At 38.4% G+C, this 21,529-nt stretch carries 16 protein-coding genes; 14 read left to right on the top strand and 2 right to left on the bottom strand.

All coding sequences use genetic code 11. The features are described 5' to 3' along the window. Positions 1 to 290: 290 nt before the first annotated feature. From H4J69_RS12915 to H4J69_RS12860, 12 genes are all read left to right on the top strand, one after another. A complete protein-coding gene (locus tag H4J69_RS12915) occupies positions 291 to 1,421 on the top strand; it encodes an efflux RND transporter periplasmic adaptor subunit (RefSeq protein WP_182213639.1) in 1,131 nt (376 codons plus the stop codon). 53 nt (positions 1,422 to 1,474) lie between these two features. Continuing rightward, positions 1,475 to 4,795, top strand: a complete 3,321-nt coding sequence (locus tag H4J69_RS12910) for an efflux RND transporter permease subunit (protein WP_182213637.1) — start codon at positions 1,475 to 1,477, stop codon at positions 4,793 to 4,795. A 1-nt stretch (position 4,796) separates the two neighbouring features. Continuing rightward, positions 4,797 to 7,886 carry an efflux RND transporter permease subunit gene (locus H4J69_RS12905; RefSeq protein WP_182244587.1) on the top strand — a complete coding sequence of 1,030 codons (3,090 nt, stop codon included), beginning with the start codon at positions 4,797 to 4,799 and terminating at the stop codon, positions 7,884 to 7,886. A gap of 107 nt (positions 7,887 to 7,993) precedes the next feature. After that, a complete protein-coding gene (locus H4J69_RS12900; RefSeq protein ID WP_070375813.1) occupies positions 7,994 to 8,371 on the top strand; it encodes a YacL family protein in 378 nt (125 codons plus the stop codon). A gap of 166 nt (positions 8,372 to 8,537) precedes the next feature. After that, positions 8,538 to 9,665 carry an efflux RND transporter periplasmic adaptor subunit gene (locus H4J69_RS12895; RefSeq protein WP_182213634.1) on the top strand — a complete coding sequence of 376 codons (1,128 nt, stop codon included), beginning with the start codon at positions 8,538 to 8,540 and terminating at the stop codon, positions 9,663 to 9,665. A 33-nt stretch (positions 9,666 to 9,698) separates the two neighbouring features. Then, a complete protein-coding gene (locus tag H4J69_RS12890; RefSeq protein ID WP_182213632.1) occupies positions 9,699 to 10,406 on the top strand; it encodes an ABC transporter ATP-binding protein in 708 nt (235 codons plus the stop codon). Next, a complete protein-coding gene (locus H4J69_RS12885; RefSeq protein WP_182244586.1) occupies positions 10,403 to 11,563 on the top strand; it encodes an ABC transporter permease in 1,161 nt (386 codons plus the stop codon). The genes H4J69_RS12890 and H4J69_RS12885 overlap by 4 nt, the downstream gene beginning before the upstream one ends. Further along, the gene (locus tag H4J69_RS12880; RefSeq protein WP_182244585.1) at positions 11,560 to 12,801 is read left to right on the top strand and encodes an FtsX-like permease family protein; all 1,242 of its coding nucleotides are present in this window, start codon (positions 11,560 to 11,562) and stop codon (positions 12,799 to 12,801) included. The genes H4J69_RS12885 and H4J69_RS12880 overlap by 4 nt, the downstream gene beginning before the upstream one ends. 190 nt (positions 12,802 to 12,991) lie before the next feature. Next, on the top strand, positions 12,992 to 13,552 hold the full coding sequence (locus H4J69_RS12875; RefSeq protein ID WP_182213626.1) for a hypothetical protein: 561 nt from the start codon (positions 12,992 to 12,994) through the stop codon (positions 13,550 to 13,552). A 147-nt stretch (positions 13,553 to 13,699) separates the two neighbouring features. Beyond that, positions 13,700 to 14,152 carry a DUF2141 domain-containing protein gene (locus H4J69_RS12870; RefSeq protein ID WP_182213624.1) on the top strand — a complete coding sequence of 151 codons (453 nt, stop codon included), beginning with the start codon at positions 13,700 to 13,702 and terminating at the stop codon, positions 14,150 to 14,152. 73 nt (positions 14,153 to 14,225) lie between these two features. Further along, positions 14,226 to 15,356 (top strand): sensor histidine kinase, encoded by a 1,131-nt coding sequence (locus H4J69_RS12865; protein ID WP_182213623.1) that lies wholly within the window; start codon positions 14,226 to 14,228, stop codon positions 15,354 to 15,356. Further along, a complete protein-coding gene (locus tag H4J69_RS12860; protein WP_182213621.1) occupies positions 15,349 to 15,972 on the top strand; it encodes a response regulator transcription factor in 624 nt (207 codons plus the stop codon). The genes H4J69_RS12865 and H4J69_RS12860 overlap by 8 nt, the downstream gene beginning before the upstream one ends. Before the next feature lie 27 nt (positions 15,973 to 15,999). Here the strand turns inward: H4J69_RS12860 and H4J69_RS12855 are convergent, their stop codons facing one another. Next, positions 16,000 to 16,851 (bottom strand): HDOD domain-containing protein, encoded by an 852-nt coding sequence (locus H4J69_RS12855; RefSeq protein WP_182213620.1) that lies wholly within the window; start codon positions 16,849 to 16,851, stop codon positions 16,000 to 16,002. A 203-nt stretch (positions 16,852 to 17,054) separates the two neighbouring features. On the opposite strand from H4J69_RS12855, the gene H4J69_RS12850 reads away from it, so the two are divergent. Continuing rightward, the gene (locus H4J69_RS12850; RefSeq protein ID WP_182242351.1) at positions 17,055 to 18,158 is read left to right on the top strand and encodes a YCF48-related protein; all 1,104 of its coding nucleotides are present in this window, start codon (positions 17,055 to 17,057) and stop codon (positions 18,156 to 18,158) included. A gap of 339 nt (positions 18,159 to 18,497) precedes the next feature. Here the strand turns inward: H4J69_RS12850 and H4J69_RS12845 are convergent, their stop codons facing one another. Continuing rightward, a complete protein-coding gene (locus tag H4J69_RS12845) occupies positions 18,498 to 19,523 on the bottom strand; it encodes a LacI family DNA-binding transcriptional regulator (protein WP_182244584.1) in 1,026 nt (341 codons plus the stop codon). A gap of 219 nt (positions 19,524 to 19,742) precedes the next feature. Between H4J69_RS12845 and pgi the strand changes: the two genes are divergently transcribed. After that, positions 19,743 to 21,383, top strand: a complete 1,641-nt coding sequence (gene pgi, locus H4J69_RS12840; protein WP_182244583.1) for a glucose-6-phosphate isomerase — start codon at positions 19,743 to 19,745, stop codon at positions 21,381 to 21,383. The last annotated feature ends 146 nt before the right edge of the window (positions 21,384 to 21,529 follow it).

Below are 21,529 nucleotides of genomic sequence, written 5' to 3'. Positions count from 1 at the left end.
TTAATCGTAAACCATAGTGTGCGGTGATTAAAACTATTTTAATTATTTTAATTATTTTAGTGGTAGGTGTTTAATGTCGATACTGAAAAAAAATGTTCGTTCGATAGATAGCGTTTCTGTGGCGACTTAATAAATAATTCAAAATATTTTTTACGGATAAAATTCTTATACTTGCTAGTAATCATAACTCGTTACAATTGAATGTTTAATAACCCTCAAAAGCTATTTGTATCTTACTTGCCGATCCGGATAAAATGACATTAATTATAATTATAAAACAACGGACCGTTATGCACCTCAATTCACTAGCAACTTCATTATTATTATCACTATTCTTAGTCACAGTGTTAAGCGCTTGTAATGAAGAAAAAGTAGCAGACAAAGAAAAGAAAGTTTATCAGGTGCCCGTAGAAACTACTCTTGTTGACAATAGAACTATCACTAATACTTATCGAACAACTGCTGTGCTTGAAGCAAAAGCTGAAAGCAAAGTCACCAATAAAGTCACAGGCATGATTAACAAGATATTAGTTGAAGAGGGAATGTCGGTTACCAAAGGACAAATTTTAGCTGAAATTGATTCTGAAAATTATTTATTAGAACTTGAACGTACCACTATAGATGTCGATTCTGCGGTTGCCGAATTTAACCGCAGTAGACCAATAGATGGTGAACAACTGATATCGGTTAAAGATCTAGAGAAGCTTGAGTTTTTAGTGAAAACAAGAAAAAACCAACAAAAAGTGGCGGCGATACAAGTACGTGATTCAAAGGTAAGAGCGCCAATATCAGGTGTTATTGCTTCAAGAATGGTGAAAGAAGGCAATATGACCGCTAATGTTGGTGGTGAAATGTTTACCATTGTTGCGCTCGATACCTTACAAGGGGTTGTTTATTTACCCGAATCTGAAATGAATAATGTTCATGTTGGTCAACAAGCGTATTTAAACTTTCCGGCAAATGCAAAAGAAGTTCCTGCAACGGTTGGCTTAATCTCACCAATCATTGATACCGAGTCGGGGACTTTTAAAGTGACCTTAAAAGTTAATAATGATAACCATGTCTTAAAACCAGGGATGTTTGCCAAAGTGTCACTAACACTTGATGTTCATGATAACGCGCAAATTGTGCCACAAAATGCCTTGCTTGTTACCGACACTGAAACCAGCTTATTCGTTATTCAAGATAATAAAGCTAAGAAAGTTACAGTGGTTACCGGTTTTGAACAAGATGGCTTTGTTGAAATATTAACGCCACTAAATGCCCTTGAACCGGTAGTGATTGTCGGTCAGCAAGGTTTGAAAATTGATAGTGCTGTAAAAATAATAGGTGAAGAAGAAACCCAAAAGAAGAACGTTGAACTAACTACTGATAATAACGCCGTTAAGGAAAATGCTGATAATCAAGCAACACAAGACTAATAAGTTGTGAACTAGCTTTTACCTAATCATTAAATCTAAAGGAATTATTATTCATGAGTATTGTTAGTACTGTGGTTAAACGCCCGGTAACAGTAGCGATGTTTACCCTCGCTGTGATGTTATTTGGCATGGTGGGTTTTTCTCGACTCTCTGTTGCCTTGTTGCCCGATCTTTCTTATCCAACGTTAACCGTAAGAACCGATAACGCCGGCGCCGCACCTGCTGAAATAGAACAATTGATCAGTAAACCCATTGAAGAGTCAGTTGGTGTTGTTAAAGGGATACGCAAGGTTCATTCTATCTCAAAAGCTGGACAGTCCGATGTTGTTATTGAGTTTGAATGGGGCGTGGCGATGAACTTTGCGACGCAGAATGTCCGTGAAAAGCTTGACATAATTGCCTTGCCAAAAGATGTTAATAAACCCATTATTTTACGTTTTAACCCCGCACTAGACCCCATTATACGTTTAGGGCTGTCCACTGAAAATAAGCATCCTCGGGCATTAAAAAAGATACGTACTTTTGCTGAGCAAGAAATAAAACGACAGCTGGAAACTATTTCAGGTGTTGCCGCTGTGCAGCTTGGTGGCGGTTTACAGCAAGAAATACAGGTTGTATTTGATCAAGAAAAAGCTGCGCGCCGAGGTATAACAGCACAAAGTATTGTTGCACGTATCCAAAGTGAAAATATTAATATGTCGGCAGGTCGTGTTTACGATGGTCAGCAAGAGTATTTAGTTCGAACAGTGAACCAATTCGTCTCACTCGAGCAACTTGGCAATATGATTGTTAAGCAAGCCGATGGCAAAACTATTTATCTTAAAGACATAGCACAAGTTATTGATGGCGAAAAAGAACGCACCGATATTACTCGTATCAATAATAATGAAGCGATAGAACTGGCCATTTATAAAGAAGGCGATGCTAATACGGTAACCGTAGCAAAAGCGGTAAATAAAAAATTAGCCGAGCTTGAAGAAACTTTACCCGAAGCACTGACTTTTACGGTTATTTATGACCAATCTGAATTTATTGTCAATGCGGTAGACGAAGTGAAAAGTGCGGCTATTATTGGCGGATTACTTGCCATGTTGATTTTATATTTATTCTTGGGTAACTTTTTCAATACGATTATTATTTCACTAGCGATACCTATTTCAATTATCGCGACCTTTAATTTAATGTTTGCTAATGACATTAGTCTTAATATTATGTCGTTAGGGGGCATTGCCTTAGCGGTTGGCTTATTAGTTGATAATGCGATTGTCGTGCTAGAAAATATTGCGCGCTATCGCGAAAAAGGCGCCAGTATTATTGAAGCGGCAATAAAGGGTACCGATGAAGTCTCGGGCGCTGTTATTGCTTCTACACTGACCACTTTAGCGGTGTTTTTTCCTTTAGCTTTTGTGACCGGTTTTGCCGGGCAATTATTCAGTGACCAAGCGATGACGGTGACTTTTGCGTTACTCGCTTCTTTAATCGTGGCGCTAACCTTAATTCCTATGCTGGCATCACGTCAATTTAGCCAAAATAAAGAAATGCCTACAAATGATAATAATGATGACTCATTAGAAAAACAAACCGATAAAGTGCCGCTAACTAGAAGAAAGAAAGTCGTTAATATCGTCGTGCACATTTTGGCCTTTCCGCTTTTATTGGTTTTTAATTACTTACCTTTATTATTAACCAAAACCTTGTTATTGATTACTAATTTAATCACTAAGGTCGTCAGCTTTATTTTTAAACCGGCACATAAAGCTTTTAGTTATTATTTTGAAAAACTAGCGTCAGCCTACAGTCGGTTATTAAAAGTCGCCTTGCAAAATAGAGCTATTTTAGTGGCACTTAGTTTAGTGTTTGCGCTGGCGGTCAGCAGTTTATTACCAAAAATTGCGGTTGAACTTGTTCCTGAAGTGGCAAAGTCGGAATTTACTATCGAGTTAACCTTGCCACAAGGAACGCCCATAGATGTTACTGATCAACGGCTAAAAGACCTTGCTGCGACTATTGCCGAAGATAAACGAGTCAAGCACAGCTATTCGTTAGCAGGTAGCGGTAGCTTAATGATGAGCTCAGCCAGTAAAGGCGGTGAAAACTGGGGACAACTGTTAGTGGCACTTTACAGCAGTGATGATCTTGAATCAGTTAAAGCTGTGGTTCGCGCGAAAGTTGCTCAAATGGCTGATGTCACCGCTGAAATAGCGCAAACAGAAATGTTTACAACAGAGCGTCCTTTGCAAATTATTTTGTCAGGATACGATCTGGTGGCTTTGAAAAAATACAGCGACCAATTAATGCAAACAATGTCGATGGATAATCAGTTTATTGACCTAAACAATAGTTTACGCGCCGGTCAACCTGAGTTAAAAATCAGCTTTGATAATGAGCGCTTAGCAAGTTTAGGGTTAAAAGCGTCTGATATAGCCGATCAGTTAGTCACTAAAATTGCTGGCTCGGTGGCGAGTAAATACAACTTACAAGACCGACAAGTTGATATCCTAGTGCGCGCCGATGAAAACGCGAGAAATTCAGCACAAGCTATTCGTCAATTAACGGTTAACTCGCAGCAGGCCAAATCATTACCACTAGCCGCCGTTGCCGATATTACCGAAAGTATTGGCCCTAATGAAATCAACCGTATTGACCAAAGTCGTGTTGCTATTATTTCGGCATCACTGGCTTATGGCGACTTATCTGCAGCGGCCGCCAAAGCCGAAAATCTAGTGAAAGAACTCTATTTACCTTTTAATATTAAAGCACGAGTCGCAGGGCAAAATGAAGAAATGGAAAGCTCTTTTTCTTCCTTAATGATGGCGTTAGCGTTAGCGGTATTCCTTGTTTATTTAGTGATGGCTTCACAATTTGAGTCGTTATTAAATCCATTTATTATTTTATTCTCTATTCCATTAGCCGTGTTAGGTTCGGTATTAGGCTTATATGTTACTGGGACCAATATCAGCGTTATCGTACTCATAGGTATTATTATGCTAACGGGTATTGTGGTGAATAATGCCATTGTTTTAGTCGATAGAATTAATCAGTTACGTCATCAAGGTGTTGATAAACTTGCTGCTATTATGGAAGCGAGTCGTTCACGTTTTCGCCCGATTATTATGACATCTTTAACCACTATTTTAGGTTTAGCGCCGTTGGCATTTAGCAGTGGAGAAGGCTCTGAATTAAGAGCACCTCTTGCCATTACGGTAATGAGCGGCTTACTGGTTGCAACAATGCTAACGTTACTTTTAATTCCTGTTTTGTATAGCTTGTTTGACCGAAAAACCTATATTGTCGAAAGCGATGAACTTGACAATGATGGTTTTGAAAGCCAGCAAGCTAATAGCGCATCGTCTAATAATGTAGCCGAGGCGTAAGATGACAAATTCAACGTCTAAAAAGAAAACAGCTAAGCAAAGCATTTTTGACTTACCAGTAACTGTTTGGTTAACCGCTTTAGCGATAAGGCGGCCTGTTACCACGGCTATGTTGATGTTGTCGCTTTTTGTTACTGGGCTTGTCGCCAGTAAATTATTGCCACAAGAAAGCTGGCCATCACTGAATATTCCGATGGCTTTTATTAATGTGCCGTATAACGGCGCCACACCTGAAGAAGTTGAACGCTTAATTACCCGGCCGATAGAAGAAGCCGTTTCGACTTTAGGCGGTATTACTGAAATGCAGTCAAGAAGTCGGGCCAACGGTGCTTCTATTCAGGTAATGATGGATCTTAGTAGTGATCTCGATAGTAAAATATTAGAGGTACGAGAAAAAGTCGATATGGTGCGCCATCTTTTACCTGAAGACGTGCAAAACGTAATGGTACAAAAGTTCTCTACTGAAGATCTACCCATCATGAGCTTGGTGTTATCGGGTAATAAAGATCTCTCCACCGCTTATGACTTTATCGATAAAAAACTGAAAAACCCGCTAGAAAGGCTTCAAGGTGTCGGTAAAGTTGAAATGCGTGGCGTTGTTCAACCCCATATAGAAATTCATTTGGACAGTATTAAGCTCGCGATGAATCGTGTTGATCAAGCAAAGTTATTGCAAGATCTACGTGACAGTAATTTTTTAGTGAAGTCAGGCTCTATTCTCAATGGAGGTAGAAAGTTCAGAGTTTCTCCTGACGGTGAATATCACAGTTTAGACGACATTAAAAACTTTCAAGTTAAAGTGGGTGTTCGGTTAAGTGAAGTAGCGACAGTGAGTTTAACCGCTCCTCCTAAGAATAGCGAAATTAGAACAGATAGAAAGAAGTCAGTTGGCTTAGAAGTCTTTAAAGAGTCTGATGCTAATGTTGTCGAGGTGACAAATAACATTGTTGCTTTAATTGAAGTGCTTCGCCAAGAAGATGACTTTAAAGCGATTACCATTGGAATTAAAGATAACAGCGGTGAAGAAATTCAAGAATCATTAGGTGATTTGTTAAAGGCGGGCGCCTTAGGTATTGTCTTGTCTTTTATTGTTTTATTTATATTTTTGCGCAATAGCCACATTACTTTTATTGTTGTTGCTTCTGTGCCTATTTCGTTAAGTTTTGCCTTAGCTGGCATGTATTTTATGGGCTACACCTTAAACATGCTCTCACTGGCGGGGCTTTTTATTGCCGTTGGTTTACTGATTGATAACTCCGTCGTTATTTGTGAGAGTATCCTTCAACAACAAGATAAAGCCTTAACCTCAATAGACAAAATTTTTCATGGTGTTGATAATGTCAGTATTGCTATTATCAGTGGCACACTCACCACCACCATTGTATTTATGCCTTTGCTGATGGGTGAAAAAAACTTTATTACCATCTTAGTTGAGCAAATAGCCGTGGCGATTTGTTTACCTTTATTGGCATCATTAATTATTTCAAAAACCGCCATTCCATTAATGCTTAGTCGTGTTAACAAAAAGGCCTTGTCGTCAGTTGTTACCCAAGGAAAATTAGATCGCTGGTATCGTCCTAATTTAACAAGAATACTGACTCACCCTAAAACAACCGGGGTTTTCATTTTATTACTTTGCATTAGTGGTGTGTTAACCAAGCAAATGGTCAATATTAATGGCGAAAAGGGTAAAACTGTCAAAGAAATCAATATTGTCTATCATATCCAAGGGCAACAAAAGTTAGCTGATGTCAGTAAATTAGTCGATGAGATGGAGCAGTACTTATACGATAATCAACAAGCCTTCGAGTTTACACAAGTCAATAGCCGGATTTGGTCAGATTTTGCCATGTCTCGCATAAAACTTAACGATGGTTATTCAAAAACACTTTATGATTTAAAAGCAGAGATTAAAAAAGGTTTCCCCGATACGGCCATTGCAGAACCATCATTTGACTGGTCAGAACAAAAAGAAAATTTGGTCAAACTTACTTTAAACGGCAGCTCAACCAAGCGTTTAATACAATTGAGCGAATCTGTGATCAGTCAGTTGAGTAATGTTGAAGGTTTTGCTGAAGTTGGCATCGATAACGAAGATAAAAACATGGAGTTAGTACTGCGTATCGACCGAGAAAAAGTGTCACGTTTAGGTTTAAACACCCAAGATATCGCTAGTCGTATTTCGAGTGCACTGCGTGGGACTAACTTGCGTTCGTTTCGTGATGCTAAGCTAGGTGAAGTTGATATTCGCTTGGTCTATCACGCTGAACAGGCTGTGCCGCTCGAACGTATTAAAGAGTTACCTATTTATGAGAGTAACGGCAGAGTTATTACTTTACAGCAACTCGTTGTTTTTGACACGCAACCGATAATGCAACAAATTACGCGCTCAAACAGAAGAACCACCTTAGGAATTTCTATTAATTTAGCTGACTTAAGCCGTGTTGAAGCCTCGATGAAAATTAAAGAAGTGATGGAGAATATTGTTTTTCCTTCGGGTTATGATTGGAACTTAGGACGCCAATTTGCGCAAGACGAAAAAGCAGCGAAAGACATGATGATGAACATGATGCTTGCTTTAGCGCTTATTTTTATTGTTATGGCAGCGCTGTTTGAATCACTATTAATGCCAATCGCTATCTTGTCTTCGATTGGTTTAGCTTTTATTGGTGTTTACTGGACCTTTGCTATTTTAGGCATGGGGTTGGGTGAAACAGGCCTGATCGGTATGTTGATTTTAATGGGTATAGTGGTGAATAACGGTATTGTCCTCATCGATCAAATCAACAAGTTAAAAGTAGACGCTGAGAATATAATGACGCCGATTATCGACGCTTGTGTTAGCCGTATTCGGCCAATATTTATGACAGTTGCAACAACTATTATTGGTATGGTGCCGTTAGCATTAGCATCAAGTGATAGCCAAGCTTACCCGATGGCGGTTGCCATTATTGGAGGTTTGTTGTTTTCAACCTTTACCAGTTTGTTTTTGGTACCGTTTTGTTATTTGATGCTGGTTAAATTGGGCGAACGGTCAAGCAAGCGTTTTTCTATCGCCAAAGCCTTTGCCGATAAAAAAATTCCATTATAGTTTATCACTCGTATCGTTTCATCGAGGGGGATAAGAGTAAATGTTAACTCCCCCTTGTGCGATAAATATTCTATAATAAAGATATCAAAAAATTTCCGAGTTATCCCATGGAATACGAATTTATAAACGACCCTACTACTCGCTATGCAAAAGCAAAGTTCTCTTTTGAACATGAAGTTTTTGGCCCTTGGCTTGAAGTTGAAGTAGGTAACGATCCACAAAAATTAACCGCGTTGTTAACGCTCATCGATAAAGCCGAGCACGCAAGTGCACAAGAGCAGGAAATTGTTGGCAGTGAGTACACGGTTAGAATCATTGAAAAAGATGTTTCGATTGCCGCTAACGCGAGCTTAAATGGTATTGAAGCTTTACCTGAAGCACTCAGTGCTGATGATATAGACTTTGACGATCAAGAGTCAGCAAGTTGTGGGCTAGAAGACTTTCGCGAATTATTATTGTCTTGGGCAAGATTCACCACACGTTAACTCACTCGGTTAACCTCAAGTTATTCATTCATTATTGATAGATGAATAACGTTTTCATCCTATTTACGCTTTTATTATTTATAGCTTTTCTGATAACAATGACTTTTGGCACTGTTGTCTGACGCCACTTTTTTTTATTCTTTTACAAACTTTGTAGGAGAATAAAATGCCGATAACACGTAAAACCCCTTTCGAACTTTCTGAGCTGACTATTGATAGATCTCCGCAAACTAAAGCTGCGGGACTATCAGGTAACTATACTAGTATCTTGATTGTTACGTTACTCAGCACAAGTTTATATTTTGTCGGTCAGACACTGTTTTTTCCAACAAGTGCTGCTGAAATTATTAATCACCTTGAAACTGATAACAAACGAGTAAATGAGTCAGTTAACGTCGATATTAAACAACATTTCCCTACCACCCATGATGTAAATACAGCAGAACCCATAAATAACAGCGTACTTGATGCGAGCGGCCATGTGGTTGCGAGGCGCATAGCCACAGTATCTTCTCGTGTAACGGGTAAGCTAAACCGCTTAAATATTGAGGAAGGACAAACGGTAAGTAAATCAGAAATACTCGCCGAACTTGATGATAAGCAAGCATCGATTTCATACCAACTTGCTTTAACGGAATTATCGGCAAAGCAAGCGGGTTTTGACGAGTTCACTTTACTTTTCAAACAGCAAAATCAGCGATTTAAGCGTGATCAGACGCTGGCCAGCAAAAAGCTGATCAGTGAGCAATTACTTGAAGACAGTGCCTTTAAAAATGCACAACTCGCCATCCAAATACGTCATAAAAAAGCCATGGTTGACTCCGCAAAGCAACGAGTTGAATTGGCGCAGTATCAGTTAAATCAGCATAAAATTCGCGCGCCATTTGATGGTGTCGTGATCAGTAAAAATGCCCAAGTGGGTGAGCTTATTTCAGCGGGATCTTCTGGTGGTGGTTTTATTCGTACCGGTGTCGGCACTATTGTTGATATGAGCTCGTTAGAAATTGAAGTTGAAGTAGGTGAGAGCTATATCAATCGCGTTTATCCTGGACAAAAAGTATTCGCTAGATTAGATGCATATCCGCAGTGGAGTATTAGCAGTGAAGTCGTTGCTGTTATACCTACCGCAGATCGTCAAAAAGCGAGCATTAAAGTCAGGGTGAAATTGTTAACAGCAGATCCTCGGATTTTACCTGATATGGGGGTGAAGGTTAGCTTTATGAAAAACGATCAACGCTCGTTAGATGTTTTCCCTAGTAGCTCAAATAACCACGTAGATATAGCCGCACTTTAATGAAAGCCTCTCTGCAGATTTTAGGAAAAAATGATGAAAAATAGCTATAACATTACATTAAAAAATATTAACAAAAGTTACCAGAAAGGTAAAAACACGGTAGTCGTTCACCACGATTTTAACTTAACGATTAAATCAGGTGAGTTTGTCGCATTAATGGGACCATCAGGTTTAGGAAAAAGCACCTTATTGCATTTAATGGGCGGCCTTGATCAACCGACATCAGGTGAAGTGATTATTGGTACACAGCGTATTGATCATTTAAAGCAATCGGCATTAACCCAATGGCGCGCTGAAAACATTGGCTTTGTTTTTCAGTCACATCATTTATTACCGGTGTTAAGCGCGCAGGGTAATGTTGAACTGCCACTCGCGTTAACCTCGTTAAATAAAAAGCAACGACAAGAGCATGCTAGTTATGCGCTAGAGCTCGTTGGCATGAGTGAGCGTGCTAGTCATTTCCCCAAAGAGTTATCTGGTGGGCAAGAGCAGCGAGTTGCTATTGCACGCGCTATTGTCAGTGACCCACATATATTATTATGTGATGAGCCAACGGGAAATTTAGACCGAAAAACAGCCAATGAAATTCTGGCATTACTTGACCAACTTAATCGCGATTTTGGTAAAACCATTGTTATGGTTACACATGATAAAAAAGCAGCTGACTACGCAAGTAGAGTGATTAATTTAGAGTCTTATATTGGCGAAGAGCATAACTGTCATATGAGGGAAAGCAGATGAACCTACTGATATTAGTTTGGCGGAACAGCTTTCGTAAAAAAGTACGTTTTTGGTTAACCTGTACTTCTGTCATGGTGGCTTTTTTCTTATTGACGACCTTGTCTGGAGTGGATCAGGCGCTTACGGCTAATGTAAGCAGTAGTAATCAATACCGTTTAATGACCAGTCATAAAATATCAATGACACAATCTCTCCCCATTAACACTCAACAAAAGATTGCGGCATTACCGGGCGTAAAACAAGTGAGTTATGCATCTTGGTTTGGTGGGTACTTTCAAAATGAAAAAAATCAACTACCCGTAACTGCGGTTGACCACCATCATTATTTCAATTTATTTGATGAATATATAATCCCTAGTGAGCAACTAGCGCAATGGAAAAAAACGCGCACAGGTATTGTTATTGGTCAGGGACTTGCTGATAAATATGGTTGGAAAATCGGTGATACCGTGCCATTAAGCTCTTCTATTTGGATGAATAAAAGTGGTTCATTTAATTGGTCGTTTACCGTTTCTGCCATTTACCAAACAGCTCAGTATTCATCTGCTGATAATAAAGTGTTTTTCCAACATGCTTATTTTGATAAAGGCCGTGCTTATGCTAATAATTCTTTGGGGTGGTTATCGACTGAAATAACTGAAAATGTCAACGTAGATGACGTTATTGTTGCTATCGATTTATTGTTCTCACATACCAACAATCCAACCCGTACCACGACTGAACAGGTTTTTATTAAAGAACAAGCACAACAGTTTGTTGATATGGCTATGGTCATTAACCTTGTGGTTATTGCGGTATTCTCTACTTTATTACTGATTGTTTGCAATACCATGATCCAAACTATTCGTGAGCGTAATAATGAAAGCGCAATGATGAAAGCTTTAGGGTTTTCAGCGACACGTTTAATTCAAGGTGTTTACCTAGAAGCTTTGTTATTAATTGGCTTAGGCGCTTTGGCGGGCAGCATTCTTGCCTCTTTATCTCTAGCATTGGTCGGCCAGAGTTTTAATGATTTTTTACCGGGTATATCGATTGCGCCAAGTCATTATATAACCGTATTTGCCTGGGTAAATATTGCTGCCGCTTTTTGCACTGTATTTCCGGCGGTAGCGATTAAACAACTTGTTATCAGCAAAACGTTAGGAGACAAGGCATGAATATTTCATTAAAGGCGCAGCATTCATGGTTTATCAATATAAAACAAGCACAAGCGTTAACGGTTATTAATTTTAAAAGTTTCCCGCAGCGTATTATTGCTTCTATGGTGAGTATATTAAGCATTGCTTGTGTTGCTGGCGTTATTTTAAGTGTTCTGGCAATGACTGAGGGAATGATGAAAACACTGGAACGTACTGGTTTAGATAATACCGTATTAGTGATGCGCGCGGGAGCCTCTTCAGAATTGCAAAGTGTGATGTTTCCAGTAGAAGTTAATATTTTAGCGAATAATCAAAAAATTATTAAAGATGAACAAGGGCTGGCGCAAGTATCGGCTGAAATGTTTGTTAATGCTGAAGTGACTTATATTTCTAATCTAGATACCGTAGCTCAAGAAACAAAAACGAAAAGTTTAGCGTTGCGAGGTATCAGCAAATCGACTCAACAATTTCGCCCTAATTTTCGTTTAGTCAAAGGTGAAATGTTCGCTACGGGTGTGCGTCAGCTAATTGTTGGTCAGGCAATAACGCGTAGAATGCCAGAGTTAATTGTTGGCAAAGTTATCACCTTAGGTGGAGCAGCGTGGACAATCAGCGGGATTTTTTCTGATGGTAATAGTGTTTTTGAATCAGAATTGTGGGCTGATATTGGCATGGTACAGAGTGATTATCGTCGAGGAAATACGCTACAGTCTATCCGCTTAGCATTAAAAGATATTAGCGATTTACCACAATTAGAAAAAGAGTGGCAGGACGACCCTAGGTTAAACATTCGAGTGTTAACAGAAAAACAATTCTTTGCTGATCAAGCCAGTAACTTAACACGCTTAATTCGTTGGTTAGGTTTTCCTATTGCTATTGTTATGGCGTTAGGCGCAATAGTGGCTGCACTTAATACCATGTATGCCGCCATAGTAAGTCGCTCTAAGGAAATAGCTACGCATAAAGCGATAGGTTTTAGTCCTTTTGCAATTTCAATGTCGATTCTTTGTGAAGCCTTGCTCATTGCTTTTGTTGGTGGGGTGTTAGGCATACTACCTTTATATTTTGTCTTTGATGGCTGGACGGCTGCCACGCAAAATGCCAGTAATTTGAGTCAAATGATGTTCAATTTTGATATTACGGTTTTGTTGATGATTAAAACAATGTCGTTAGCGTTATTGATTGGTTTATCAGGCGGGATATTACCAGCAATAAAGGCGATGCGTTTACCTGTTACCGAAGCTTTACGTGACTAATCCCCCCTCAGGCACACATTAGCGGTGTTGATGATTAATGTGTTTTGTATCGGTGCTGATACCTTCTTCTTCGGCCAAAAGTCATTTTTTTATAAGCAAACCATGACTTTTGGCACCTTTGTTTTAGCTTGTGAAACGTTATTATTTAAAATAAGTAAATAGTTAATCACTCAACGACAAGGCAGCCCGTATGTTAAATAAACTCAGTGCTTTATTACAATTTCTCCCACTTTCACTTTTTTCAATGATTGGTTTTTGGCAAACCGAAACATCCAATGAAAGCTGGTTATTGGCTTTTAAAATAGCTGCATTGGTGGGAATTTGTCAGTTAGTGTTAATCAGTAAACTTAAAATAGTGATGAGCCGTTTAATACTATCAGCGAATATTTATTTGATTTTAGGTGGTTTAGCGGCATTTTTTCAACAATGGTGGTATTTATCGTTTTACAGCATGTTGCAAGAGTCGGCCATTTTTATTGTGATGATTGTTGTTGGTATTACCACCATGCTCTTTTCAAATCATGGTTTTGTTGGGATCAATAAAACACAGATTAAAGAAACTAAAGATCGGATAAACATTAATAAAAAATCAGCTTACTTATTTATCGCCGTACTGATATCGCTCGTTCTATCTTGGTTGTTTAAAGGTAATATCGCACTCTCTGTTATCGCACCTATTGTGATTCTCGCACTCTTTCAACGTTACCTTGTTCATCTTCATAACCAACAATATTCTTATAATGTCCTTTAACCTTTAGGTGCCAGAAGTCATGTTTTATTGCTGTGAAAATGATGACTTTTGGCACCTGTTTAACAAAAGCTTTAGCTTTACACTGATCATGAATTAATAAACAAATTTACTTATCCTCTTTCAATTTATATAAATAAAGGAATCATTATGATTTTTAAAAAATTAATCTCTTTGTCAGTAACCAGTTTAGCGCTTTCTGTAATAAGTGCATTATCGATGATTTTATTATTAAGCCAGCATGCCGTTGCCGCTGACTTAACGGTCAATATCAGTGATATTGAGCAAGGGAAAGGCCACCTTTTAATCGCTTTATATGCCTCAGAAGAAGATTATAAGACAGATAAAGCTAGTTTTTATGCAAAAGTTAAAGCTCAAAATGGCAAGGAAATCGCTATTTTTGAAAATGTACCTGATGGCGACTATGCGATAAAAATGTATCAAGACGAAAACGACAATAACAAAATGGATTTTAATATGATGGGGATCCCAAAAGAAGGCTATGGCTTTAGTAATAATGTCGGCATGTTTGGTGCGCCGAAATATAAAGAAGCTAAATTTATGGTGAAAGAAAACACAGCAATTACGATTGATTTGTTTTAAAATCATATGATTATGAAGTTTTAAATGTGCATGTTAACGGTTTAGACTGCACATTTTATCTAGGTATTTATTTATGTTGAAGTCACCATTACCAGAGCACTTACGCAAAGACTGGCTACTACATTTTTCTGGCTTTATTACTTGGTCAGTTATTTGCTATTTGTCTTTAGTCAATCTTGATTTTGGTCAGACATTTGTATTGAAATTGTTGGCATTTATTATTTTTTATCTTTCATTTGCATGGATTATTTTTTCTGATAAAAGGGCAGAGTCGAAGATAAATAAACGACTACTGGTGGTTGAAGTAGTTACGGTATTATTGTTAATTTCATCAGATACTTATAATGTTGCCGCTATTTTGTTAGTGTTGATTGCGACGCAGTTACCATCAATGTTTACCCGAAAAAAAGCATTGTTGTTGATGTTTTTTATTACAGTCGCTCATTTTACTATTGTTTATGATGGCAGTTTTATTTCTGGATTTTTTCAGGTCATTATCTATTTTATGCTACAAGTTTTTGGTTTCTCTGCCATAGAAACCATCTTGCGTGAAGCAAAAGCTAAAGAAGAATTAGCAGCTATTAATCAAGAGTTGTTAGCAACACGATTTATGCTGAAAGCTTCATCGAAAAAGCAAGAAAGATTACGAATATCTCGAGACTTACATGATGCTATTGGTCATCAGCTAACGGCGTTGTCTTTGAATTTAGAGGTCGCTAAACATAAAGTTTCCGAAGAATTTAAACCCTTACTGCAAGAAAACTTACAACTGGCTAAAACACTGCTAAGCAACGTTCGACAAGTGGTAAAAGAAATGCGTGAAGAAGAACAAATAGATCTTGTTTCGTCGCTTGAAAACCTCATTAATCAATTGCCTAATTGTCAGTTAACTGTGAAATCATCCATTGATATTAATTCACTGCAACTAAAGCAACAGCTGATGTTTTGTTTACAAGAAGGTGTGAGTAATGCGCTTCGACATGGCAAAGCGAACCTATTTACTTTAGCCTGTGAAAAAATGGGCAGTAGCTTAGTCATTAACTTGTCTGACAATGGCACGGTTACCAACAAGAATAACGAAAACTTTGGCAGTGGTTTAGCTGGCATGAATGAACGATTGATTGATTTTTCTGGCAAGGTAGATCTTATTGTAAATGACAGTGGTTTCACCTTAAAAATACAAGTAGAGGATTGTTATGATTAATGTTGCGCTTGTTGATGACCAACAGTTAGTTCGACAGGGAATTGCAGGGCTACTTTCGTTAAGTGACGATATAAGTATTATTTGGCAGGCCGAAAACGGCGAACACGCTCAACAAATGTTGGCCAGTGAACCAACGCCTGATGTGTTGTTACTCGACATTAGAATGCCAAAAGTGAATGGTATTGAGTTAGTTAAAATTCTAAGAAGCCAAGGCAGTACCTTGCCTATTTTAATGTTAACAACTTTTGATGATAGCGAACTGTTTATGCAAAGCTTACAAGCAGGTGCTAATGGTTTTTTACTTAAAGATGTTTCCTTAGATAAACTCGTTAATGGCGTTAAAACACTGGCCAATGGTGGTTTTGTGGCTGAGCCCGTGGTGATGAAACAATTAAATAAAGGCTTGAATGAATCTAAAGTTATTGAAGCCTTGTCTGAAAAAGAACAACAGATTTTAAAGTTGGTGGCGGGTGGTTTCTCTAATAAAGAAATTGCTAGTAGTATTTTTCTTGCTGAGGGCACAATTAAAAATCATGTATCAACAATATTATCAAAACTTAATACCCGAGACAGAACACGGGCGGTATTGATTGCACTTAACCAAGGGCTTATTTGACAAACTTATTTAAGGTAGCTTCAAGGGTTAATCAGCTTTTACATCGAATGACTCGCTGTCTTCAAGATAATCTTGATAGTTGTCTTCATCAATGTCGAGTAAGGTGAAAATCATTTCTTGTACATAAGGCCAGTCAGCAGAGTCTCGACAGTGCTTATGATTGTGTACTAGGTTTTCTGCCAGTTTTAATATTGCATAGTAAACTTCTTGACCACGTGGATTATTCATTTTGAGAAAATCACGGTCGTGATGTATTAAAATTAATTCGCAAATATCTTTAGGTAATCGCCAAGAAGAGGCAACGTAATAGCCAATGGTTGCGTGGTTTACACCATAAGCCTGGTCTTCAGTGATGGGGAGTGTTTTATCTGGGGTGCTGTAAGCAAGTTGGTAAGTATCGCTGTAGTCACTATACTTCATTGCCATAATCGGAATGCCGCAATCATGAAATAAACCAAGAGAAAAGAGCTTATCTTTTGAGGTTTTTTCTTTAATCGTTTTGCCAATATGAACACAAGTGTTGGCAATATGTGTGGCACTGTCCCAAAACTCTTCTAAAGCGATACTACAATCTTGTTGGTCAAAACTACGTTTAATCAAGGTGTTGGTTACTAATGAGTTTATTCCCTGCAAACCGATATAACGTACTGATTTGTGAATGTCAGATATTGAGCGCGACAATCCATAAAGGGGCGAGTTAATGGTTTTCAGAATAATTGAAGCTACACCGACATCTTGTGAAATAATATCGGCTAACGCATTTACGTCTGGCTCGTCTTCGGCCATTATTTTTTGTAGTTTAATTAATAAACTTGGCTGAGCCGGAATAGAAAATCCACGGCGTATATCAGCGAGTACTTTATCATCAACTTCTAGCATAAGAATTTACTGTTTTATTAATCAATTAAGTATTATCACGGCTATTTTTATTATTCTACTATCGCTGAAGTTGGCGGTATTTACAACTTAATGACTGACAATTTTGTTGCTTTGCCTCTTTGTCAGTGTTTGATGTTTATCACTTGTTAAATATTTGAAAATATTGAATAGTAGCGCTATGTTCACTTAAAATAATAATTATCATGCTATCAATTCTTTCAATATTACCAGAAGTTAAAGTAAGCACTCGCTTAATTCGTATCTTAAAATCTCTTAGTATCACGACTGTCTTTTACTCGGTAATTGCCAGTAGCACTACTATCGTTGATTTGCCGTCTTGGCAACATACGGTGCTGCCAGGTTCACCTTCTTTGCGCGGAAGTGCTGTTATCGATAATTCATTGTGGGTTAGTGGTAGTAATAAGACTGTTTTTGTTAGTCAAGATGGAGGTAAAACTTGGTTGGATAAATCAGTAGATAGCCCTATAAAAACAGGTTTTCGCGATATTGCCTTATTCGATAAGCATACCGCTATTGTTATGGGGGTTGGCAGTGGAGAACAATCTGTACTTTACAAAACCATTGATGGTGGCGATAGCTGGCAGTTACTTTATCAAAATGAAGATAAAGATGGCTTTTTTGACTCCATCGCTTTTTGGGATGGTGATAATGGTTTGTTGATGGGAGATCCTGTCGATGGCTTTTATGTTATAAAAAAAACCAGTGATGGTGGCAAAACGTGGCGCCGTATCGAGCAGAGTAATATCCCGAAATTTGTTGAAAAAGAAGCCGCTTTTGCGGCCAGTGGTAATACCTTAATTGTTGGTGACAAAGGTAAAGCTTGGCTTACTACGGGTGGATTTTCAGCATCAGTTTATAGCAGCGTCGATTTTGGTGAAACATGGCAACGTGATCGTGTGCCACTGTACTCTAAAACACAAACCGCCGGCGGTTATGGTTTAGCATTAAATGCCAAGCAACAACTTTTTGTTGTTGGCGGAGACTATGAACAGCGTCCTGCAAGTTACCCTAATATGGCAACTTTTACCGATAACCAATGGCAGTCAGTCAATGCTGGGCAATATGGCTTGCGCTCAGCAATGAGTTGTCAGGGAAATATTTGTCTTGCTACAGGAAAAACCAGTAGTGATATTTCGCTTAACGCAGGAAAAACGTGGCAAGTACTAGCAAACCCACAAGGTAAAAAAGACGATAAAGGCTTCTATACCCTTGCGAGCGATAAGATGATGTTTTTGGCGGCAGGCGCGGATGGTAAAGTTGGCGTTTATTCATTTAGACAAAAGTAATATTTCATACTTGCTTATCAACATAGGCTGCAAGTGATAATCAAACTAAACTTTATCGTTAAAGCGTTACGCTAGTCGATAAAGTTTAGTGTTTTCTGACAATTAACTCTGTTTAGCGGTTGAATCACGGACAATCAACCTTGGTGTGTAATGATGAACACTATCCATTGAAAGGCCGGTTTGTTGCGGGTTATATATTGCGCTAAGATTTAACTCAATGAGCAATTATCAATGAGCTATGTTTAGCGGTTGAATCACGGACAATCAATCTTGGTGTGTAATGATGAACACTATCCATTGAAAGGCCGGTTTGTTGCGGGTTATATATTGCGCTAAGATTTAACTCAATGAGCTATGTTTACCGGTTGAATCACGGACAATCAACCTTGGTGTGTAATGATGAACACTATTTTGAGGGGTTTGTTTACGCGATTTTGCAATCAATAAGTTGGCTGCATCTTCAGCGATTTTTTGGTTCGGCTGATTTGCTGTCGTTAAACGTGGCCATGTTTGGCGAGAGAAGGGCGAGTTTTCAAAACCAGCAATAGAAAGTTGATCAGGTATTGATATCCCCATTAACCGAGCGGCAAACAAAGCACCCGCCGCAATTTCATCGTTACATGAGAAAATAGCAGTTGGGCGAATATCTTCAGACATTAATTGCTTTGCGCCAAGTACGCCAGATTCAAAAGAATACTCGCCATTAATAATTAACCGCTCATCAAGTGCAATGCCATTGTCAGACAAGGCTTGTTTATAACCTCTTAAACGTTCAACCGTTGACATATGTGCTGCTTCACCGGCAATAAAACCAATGTGTTTGTGGCCTAAATCAATGAGGTGTTGAGTAATACTTACCGAAGCCGTATGGTCATTTACCATAATGCAGGGGGCTAATTCATCGGGTGCTACATCGCCAGACATTATCCGAACAACATCAACATTTAGGTCGATAATTTTTTGGACAAATTCAGGCATTTCAGAAAAAGGTGGAGTGAGCACTAAACCAGCGACTCGTGTCTTTCTAACCATGTCGGCAATTTCATCAAGTACATGTACTGATTTTGCTTGGCAAGGATGAATAAGTAATTCAAAACCTTGTTGTTTACAAGCCGCTAAAATACCATTTTGCATATCAATGACATAATATGCGTTAGGGTTATCATAGATAAAAGCAATGCTGTATGCCTTAGTACCCGCTAAGTTTCGTGCCGCTAAGTTGGGCTGATAATGTAAATCATTTACGGCTTCCATGACTTTATCTCGAGTCAATTGTCGTACAGATGATTCATTGTTCATTACTCTTGAAACGGTTTTTATCGAAACGCCCGCTTGTTTGGCAACATCGTTTATTGTAGCTTTCATCGGTTAAAACAGCCTTGTGTATTATTCTTGTTATGTAACCCTACTGCAGCGCAACAGAATATTGTTTCTTTGGCACGGCGGCAACTACTTATTTTAAAATAACTCAAACCTTTATACTAATCTATAGAAATAAAGGATACAAATTCAAATTGACAGCGCTGTCATTATCAAATATGGTACAACATTGAAGGGTTAAATTAATGCACTATAGGAATATTTATGTCAAGTCGTCAAACACTCAGTAGTTGGAAAAAGCTGACTCAGCTTGCTCAACAGAAACAATCTCAGCACATGAATGATCTGTTTGCTCAAGACAGTGAACGCTTTGACAAGTTTTCTATAGAGTTACCTAAATTACTGTTAGATTATTCAAAGAACCTCATTGATACTGAAACAATGGATACACTGTTCAATCTGGCTAGTGAATGTAAAGTCGTTGAATGGCGCGAAAAAATGTTTATTGGTGCAAAAATCAATAAAACAGAAGACCGTGCTGTTCTTCACACAGCTTTACGCCGTAAAAGCAAAGAGCCTCTCATTGTTGATGGTGAGAATGTCACCACCAGCGTTCAAGTGCAGTTACAGAAAATGGAAGCTTTTGTTAATCATGTTCGTGAAGGTAAGTGGTTAGGTTATTCAGGAAAGCGTATTACTGATGTGGTTAATATTGGTGTTGGTGGTTCCAACCTTGGTCCACAGATGGTCACCGAGGCGTTAAAACACTACAGTGATAAAAGCATTAATGTTCATTATGTTTCTAATGTAGATGGCGCGCAAATCGTAGAAATACTTCGTCCGCTTGACCCAGAAAGAGTGCTATTTATTGTTTCCAGTAAAACCTTTACCACGACCGAAACTATGACAAATGCTAAAACAGCAATAAGGTGGCTTACCGCATCGTCGTTTGATGATAATGTGGTCGGTAAACACTTTGTTGCAGTAACAGCGAATAAAGAAAATGCCATGGGGTTTGGCATTAAAGAAGAAAACATCTTCGGGATGTGGGATTGGGTCGGAGGGCGCTTCTCATTATGGTCAGCAATCGGTTTAGCAATAGCGTTAGATCTGGGCTTTGATAAATTTATAGAATTGCTTGATGGCGCTAATGAAATGGACGAACACTTTCAAAGTGCACCACTAGAAAAAAATATGCCAGCAATAATGGCTTTACTCAGCGTTTGGAATACCACTTTTCTAGGAGCTAGATCTCAAGCGATCCTTCCTTACGATCAAACCTTACATATGCTCTCTGCTTATTTACAACAAGCTGAAATGGAGAGTAATGGAAAATCTGTTTCGTGGAATGGCGATGAAGTTGACTATGCCACCGTACCTTCTATATGGGGTGAACTGGGTATTAATGGTCAACATGCCTTTTATCAGTACCTGCATCAAAGTAATAATGTTGTACCAGCTGATTTTATTGGTTCGGTTGCCAGTGTTACGCCGGTGTCTGGTCATCACGAAACGTTAATGTCGAACTTTTTTGCACAGACACAAGCATTAATGACCGGCGTCAATGAAAAGCAAGTTCGTGCTGATTTAAAAGCAAAAGGACGGACAGCTGATTACATCGATAAGGTGGCTCCTCATAAAGTGCACAAAGGGAATCGTCCAACCAACACTATTCTTTTAAAACGTATAGACCCTAAGACGTTAGGAAACTTAATTGCACTCTATGAACATAAAATATTTGTGCAGGGTATTGTGCTGAAAATATGCTCTTTTGACCAATGGGGCGTTGAATTAGGTAAGGGCTTAGCAGAAAGTATTCATAAAGAGCTGCAAAGCGGTAATGTTTCGCCGAGTCATGATTGCTCTACGCTTAACTTGATGAACTATTATAATAAAGCTAAATAAGCTTTAATTTTACTTTAAAACGCTGATAAATTGTCAGCGTTTCTATTTTTGAAACAATGAAAATTAATAAAATTACCTTTTTAGACTTCATTAATGACATTAAATTATAGTATTCACTAAAGTAATTCTTTATTCATTAAACGTTA

Source organism: Colwellia sp. BRX10-9 (genome assembly GCF_014077405.1).
Classification (GTDB): domain Bacteria; phylum Pseudomonadota; class Gammaproteobacteria; order Enterobacterales; family Alteromonadaceae; genus Colwellia_A.
The sequence above is the reverse complement of the archived record's forward strand: the minus strand, read 5'-3'. Positions and strand labels throughout refer to the sequence as shown.